The sequence below is a fragment of the Candidatus Cloacimonadota bacterium genome, assembly GCA_011372345.1.
Lineage (GTDB): Bacteria > Cloacimonadota > Cloacimonadia > Cloacimonadales > TCS61 > DRTC01.
Genome location: DRTC01000436.1, coordinates 1 through 6,632 on the forward strand (window position 1 = coordinate 1; position 6,632 = coordinate 6,632).

The 6,632-nt window shown below is 37.5% G+C and carries 4 protein-coding genes; all 4 read right to left on the minus strand.

Annotated elements, in window-relative coordinates:
* On the minus strand, positions 1–1,085 hold a 1,085-nt coding region (locus ENL20_08480), incomplete at its 3' end, for an ATP-binding protein (protein HHE38592.1).
* A gap of 389 nt (positions 1,086–1,474) precedes the next feature.
* Positions 1,475–3,769: an ABC transporter permease subunit gene (locus ENL20_08485; protein ID HHE38593.1), complete on the minus strand. Its 2,295-nt coding sequence runs from the start codon at positions 3,767–3,769 to the stop codon at positions 1,475–1,477.
* Positions 3,770–4,165: 396 nt separating this feature from the next.
* Positions 4,166–5,191: a DUF1016 domain-containing protein gene (locus tag ENL20_08490; GenBank protein HHE38594.1), complete on the minus strand. Its 1,026-nt coding sequence runs from the start codon at positions 5,189–5,191 to the stop codon at positions 4,166–4,168.
* 30 nt (positions 5,192–5,221) lie between these two features.
* Positions 5,222–6,632 (minus strand): sugar ABC transporter permease (locus tag ENL20_08495; GenBank protein ID HHE38595.1); only part of this gene is annotated, 1,411 nt, incomplete at its 5' end.

Below are 6,632 nucleotides of genomic sequence, written 5' to 3' on the forward strand. Positions count from 1 at the left end.
CCTCCATAAATCAAACCTGAACTTTTGTATCCATGCTCGAGTTTCCCGAAAATATCCAATCCTTTAAAGAATGAAAAATTTATGGTCTGTCCCGATTTTATCTCAATCGGAACAGAACCGTATCCTGTTTCGATAATGATATCCACTTCATTACCGTGTGAATCACGAAAATAATATAAATTGCTGTCCAAACCTTTATGAAGCCTGTATTTCAAAAACTCCGAAACTACAAAATTTTCAAAGATCTCTCCCTGCAAAGGGTGAGTTAATAATTGTTTAAAATTTTCGATTCGTAAAAGTTTGCAGATCAAACCGGTATCAAAGAAATACAGTTTTGAGGATTTGGTTAATCTTTTTTTTAGATTTTTATAAAAAGGTCTTAACCGATAGATGATAAAACTTGCTTCCAAAACGGAAAGCCAATTTTCTACGGTTGGTTGGGAAATTCCAACAGCAGATGCTATTGAACTTTTATTCAAAATTCTACCGGTCCAACCGGCGCATAATTCGAGAAATCTCTGAAATTTGCTGATCTCGACAATATTAATGAGTTGCCTGACATCTCTTTCCAGGTATGTATTGATGTATGAACGGAAGTAAATATCGACATCCAGATTGCGGTCATATATAGCCGGAAACATTCCTTTGAAAAGAATTTTATTAATGTCTTCTTTTTTATCACTAAAAATTTCTTGATATGAAAAAGGTAGTAACTTCAAAATCGCTGTTCTTCCGGCTAATGATTGCGATAGAGATCGCATATACTCGAATTGGTTACTTCCGGTCAGAATAAAATCTCCCATCACTTTTCGCTCATCGACAATGATTTGAATATAGGAAAAAAGGTCGGGAATACGCTGAACTTCATCGATGATCGCACCGTTTGGAAACCTGGAGAAAAACTTTTTTGGATCAGTAATAGCCAAATCTCTTTCAATTGGATCTTCTAAAGAAATGTATTCTTTTTCAGGAAAAACATTTTGCACGAGTGTAGTTTTACCCGATTGTCTGGGACCCGTAATACTGACAACCGGAAAGGTTGCAGCCATTCTTTTTAATACGGCTGTAGATTCTCTTTTAATCATTGTTTTCACCTTTTTGTGAAATTCTAAAGTCGCATTTTATAATTGCACAAAACCTGTCAAGGTTTTAGCCTGTTATTATGATCTTTATTCGTGATATTTTGGATTTTTGAAAAGTATTGCACAAAGTTTGTGCCATTTATAATAACTATTTACAGGTTTTTATGCAATTTCAGATCGTGAGTTTGAAATTGCATATTTCCTGGATTTGACTCGCAACGAAGTGTGAGTCGAAGACAATATTCAATGATCCTCGCTTCACACTCACTTCGTTCACTGCGAACAAAATTTTACTTTTCAGTGTTAAATTTCTATCCGTTCAATCCGTGCAAATCCGTGAGCCATTTATCTCCTTTTGTTCGTCTTGTTAGTTTTGTTCGTTGCTTAACCAATCATTTCTCCGTCGGCACCACGATCCCCTTGATAATAATATTCTGGAAGAACACGAACACGATAAAGGTCGGAATAGCAGCAATGACCAGCGCCGCAAAACCAACTCCGGCACAACTTCTTTGCATCAACTGGTAAATATGAACCATCATCGTCCACATGCTTTTGTCCTGGCAGACGATGAAAGCGAACATGAAGTTACGATAAGCAGCATTAAAAGCACCGAGTGCAATCACAGCCATGATCGGTTTGGAAAGCGACATGGCGATCTGCCAGAAGATACGATGTTCACTCGCTCCGTCGATGGTTGCACTTTCGAAAAGTTCTTTGGGAAGTGAATCGAAAAATCCTTTCAAAAGAAAAATGAAATAACCGTCCGCAGCTCCCGGCAGGATCAAGGCAAAGAAGGTGTTCAGGAAATTCAGTTTTTTAAGTAGCAGAAAGTTGGGAATTCCCATTACCATGGGCGGAAAAGCCATGGTTAACATCAGAATGAGGATTATTTTATAGGTTGCTTTCAGTTTGAACCTGCTCATGGCATAAGCAGCCAGCGGATTGATGATCAAAGCAGTGATGATCGCCAGCAAGCAGTAGATCAAAGTGTTCATGATCGCCCGACCATTATAGAGCATCACATCGAGCACCATCACATAATTGCGTTGAAGGAATTCCCGGAAAATTGCTTTTTTATTTGCTTTGAAAATCTGGTAATCGAATTCCCAGTTATCGATCGTGATCTCATCAAAATTCGTATAAACCAAACCGTAAGCAGAATTCAAATTTTTTATAGCCTGATATTTTTCCTGTAGAAATTCCAGCCAGAATCTTGCTTCTTTTTCAACATTGATTTTCAGGAATTGAGGAGAAACAATTTCCCGAACAAATTTCAGCCAAATCCTTTGATACTCGCTGTTTTCTGGTATAGATTTGGTTGGATAAACATTCATTTCTTTTTTGAAATTCATGCCTAAAGTTTGATTGAATGAGTCGAGATCGAGATTACCATTTTTGTCTGGAAAAACTGTTTTCATATAATCAAGAAATTCTTTCTGGCAGGTCATCAGCAGAGAAAGGGAAGTGTTTTCTGCTCTTCTTTTAACAAATTCCGTCCAATCTTTTTGCAGATTGAGGTTATGTTTGGGAAATTCAGTGGAAAGCGAAACTTCCTCAAACGAAGCATATCCCTTTTCATAAAACCGGTTTATCTCATCGATTGATCCATACTTTTCCCGTAGCCAATCACGGTAATCGAATTCCACACTTTTCAGATAAAGATATTCCGGCTCGATGATATTCTCGATAAAGAAAGTCAGGTCAACCAGCATGGCTCCGGTTCTCGGTAAATTTTCAGGAATAATAATTTCGGAAAAATCCGGGTAAGAAGTTTTATAAGTCTCATTGAGAAGTTCGATATTTGGATATTTTTCCCGCAGGAATTTCCTGTATTTTGGGAATGCTGTCGCTTCGATGCCGATATGATGAATGTTTAAAGTATTTTTAACATAATTTATCCAATGCTTTTTGAGAGGAGAATCCGGCACTTTTCGGGTGAGAAAAATGTTATTCCAATCTGCATAATTTGTTCCCAATTTTTGATTCAGAATTTCCAGTTTACCGCGATAAGTCGGAATAATTTCTGTTATTAGAAAATGACCGTCGATACTTGCGTAAAGTCTGTCAGAGAGCGGAACATGTTCTCGAAATTCCTCGTATCTTTTCAGGAAATTCCTATAATCTCCGGTAAAATTCCTAAACAAAATTCCCTTTTCCTCAACTCGAACTTCCTCCCAGGTTGTAACTCCGGTTTTGTATTTCTGATTGAAATTTTCCAGGCTTTTATTGCATTCCTGTTTTATTTCGGAACGAAAAATTCTTTCATTTCTCGGATAAATTCCGCGACCGAACTGCTCTGCCACATAAAAATCATAAACCGAATATTTCTGGGAAGAATGCTTTTGAAATTCCTGCCAATCAGCAAATTTTCGGGAATTTGTTTTAGATGGAATTTCCAGAAATTCAAAAGAGAGAAAACGGTTTTTATACTGCTCGATGAACAAACCGGATTCTTCATTATAACGAGCTTCCGCATATTTCTTAAAAAGCATTTCCTCGTTAAAGAAAAATTCCGGATAAACGCTGAACTTTTTAGAATCTACATGACTTTTGAAGGAAGATGAAACCATGATCATAAATGGGTAGATCATCGTGATCGCTCCGATTAACAGCAGCGTGTGGATCGAGATATTGAGCGACCTGATCTTGATCGATTTCCGACCTACCTTTCCAATAATTGACATTAATTTTCCTTATTTAGCAACGAACAAAACAAACAACACGAACAGAAAACATTTTTATTCTGCAACTAACAAAACCAACAAGACGAACAAAAAAATTGGACTCGACTTCAAAGCGAAGCGTGAGAACAATTTTTCTGTAGCACATTTTTGAATAATGTGAAAGTAAATATCAAGATCGGAATCTTGATTTACTCACAGAATGCAATTCTGTGCTACAGTTTTATCATTGCTGAAAGTATTCTTTCCAAACTTCACAAGCATTAAAAACTTGTTAAGTTTTCACCATTTTCTTCCTGTTCATTTTGTTAGTTTTGTTCGTTGCTAATCCTCATCTGGTATCAACCGTTTTAAATTCCATTCTCGACAATTTTCTCAACTGCAAGATCGTAAATCCCATCAGCATCTCCCAATATCGCTATCCAGAACAAGTTTAACTTCTTTGATCAACTCTTCCTTTTTTGGTATATAGAGAACATATTTGGATGTAAAGATTTGAGTATTAATACCACCCAGTGCGTATTCTGCTACAATTTCATCTTTACTTGTGCAGAGAATTATCCCAATCGGTGGATTATCATCAATATCATTAATTTCTGTTTTATAGTAATTGAGATATGCGTTTATCTGTCCGATATGTTCCGGTTTCAGTTTTCCTTTTTTCAGATCGATCAGGACATAAGATTTAAGGATTTTGTTATAAAAAACCATATCAACAAAATAGTGGGTATTATTCAATGTAATTCTCTGTTGTGAACCCACAAACATAAATCCTTTTCCCAATTCCAGCAGAAAATTTTCTATATGTCGGATAAGTTTGCGTTCCAGTTCTTTTTCCAAAAGTGGTTTTCTTTCAGGAATACCGAGAAATTCAAAGACATAAGGATCTTTGAGAATATCAGCAGGAACTTGAATTTCATTCCCTTTATGAGCTAATTTTAGAAGTTCTTCTTTATTGGTTTTTCCTTTGGATAGAAGAAGTCTTTCGAATAGTGAACTCTCAATTTGTCTTTTCAGTTCTCTAACAGACCAATTGGCATTTTGACTTTCGATTTCATAAAATGAACGTTTTTCAAATTCAGAAATGGAAATTAATTCGCAATAATGAGACCAGCTCAATTTGCCAGACAGTGTCTGGCATTTCGGGTAGTTTAGATAGAGCAATCTCATATTTTGCAAGTTACTGCGTGAAAATCCTTTACCTAAATCTTTGCTTAATTTTCGTGAAATAGTGATGAGCAGAGATTTACCATACTCAGCTCGGATATTTCCCTGCTGTTCAAATTCCACAATAACTTTTCCAATATTCCAATACATCAATAGAGATTCAGTATTTATTTTGCGAATAGCTTTTTTTCTGGATTCTGATACTATTCTTTTAATCTCATTTATTAAGTTAGTATCACTTATATTTTTTTCATTCATAACTCTTAATTCCTGACTTGTAATTAAGCATCACCTTGTATCCACGGTTTTAAATTCCATTCTCGATAATTTTCTCAACTGTAGGATCGTAAATCCCATCAGCATCATGCCCAGCATCCAGGCCATGGTTGTCGCAATGCCGAATTTCAAATAAAGATATGCTTTTTCAAAAATGAGCAAGTCTGCCACTTTGGTCGCTTCGTTCGGACCACCGAAAGTCATGACGAGAATAAATCCGCTTTGTTGAGCAGACGCAATAAAGGCAGCAATGAACTGGATGATGATCAGAGCCTTCAAATTGGGAAAAACAACATAAATAACTTTCTGAAAGAAATTTGCTCCATCGATGTCTGCTGCTTCGTAATTTTCATCAGGAATTCCTTTCAAAGCAGCCAGATAGATGAGACAACCGGGACCGACTCCAGCCCAGATCGTCGGCAGAATAACGCACAACATCGCCAGGTTCTCATCCCGGATCCAGCGGCTCTTTTCCAAACCGAGAGCGAGTAATACCTGGTTCAAACCTCCTGCATCAGACGGATCGTAAAGCAATTTCCAAAGATAAATAACAATAATTCCGCTGATCACAGCCGGCAGATAATAGATGACGCGATAGATGATCTTACCATGCGAAACTTCCTGCAGCAAAATCGCTAAAATGATGGGAGGAAGAAATCCCAGACCAAGAGCGAGACTCATATAATAAAGCGTTTTACCGAGTGCAGACCACCAGATCGGATCAAAGAGAACATCCGCAAAATTCTGCAATCCGATGAATTCCGACTGCCCGACAACCTGATAATCCTGGAAGGCAATTACTGATCCCATGAACATGGGAACATACTTCCACAAAAGGATCGAAGCCAAAGCAGGAACGAGCATCAAATACACAAAAAAGTATTTTTTCTTCTGCCTGTTTTTCGAGTGATAAACATTTTTGGGAGTGAATATCTGCCAGACTTTATACAAAGCGAAAAAGAAAATAAGAAACACGAAAATTGCCACCAAAGATGCAATCCGATTCCGTCTGGTTCGTTCCTGAAGACTGATCATACCGATCATCTTTTCGTTGGTTCTTTCCACTGCCTGATCGAGAATTTCTTTGATCTTTGCTCTTTTTTCCTCCTGCGTATTTCCCAGTTTTCCGTTTTCTTCCAGCGAAATGCAGTCATCGATGGGATAGGTCATATATTCATAGATTTTCTGACAGTTGTGTCCGTAAGGTTCTGGATGACCGTTCTTGAGGGCTTCTTCAAAGGTTTCGATCCAGCCTGGAGGTGAGTAACGCAGGTATTCTTCATAACCGTATCTTTTCAGGTAGATTGGATTCTGCATGCGTCCGTAACCGGCATCGATCATCACTTTCATGCGTATTTTACGGGCTTCTTCGCTGTCATAAAACCAGATGAAATTCCAGGCTGCTTCTTTGACCTTTTTTGGA

Coding starts and splice junctions, on each gene's coding strand:
- ENL20_08485 (HHE38593.1), bottom strand. CDS start 3,769: ATGTCAATTATTGGAAAGGTAGGTCGGAAATCGATCAAGATCAGGTCG.
- ENL20_08490 (HHE38594.1), bottom strand. CDS start 5,191: ATGAATGAAAAAAATATAAGTGATACTAACTTAATAAATGAGATTAAA.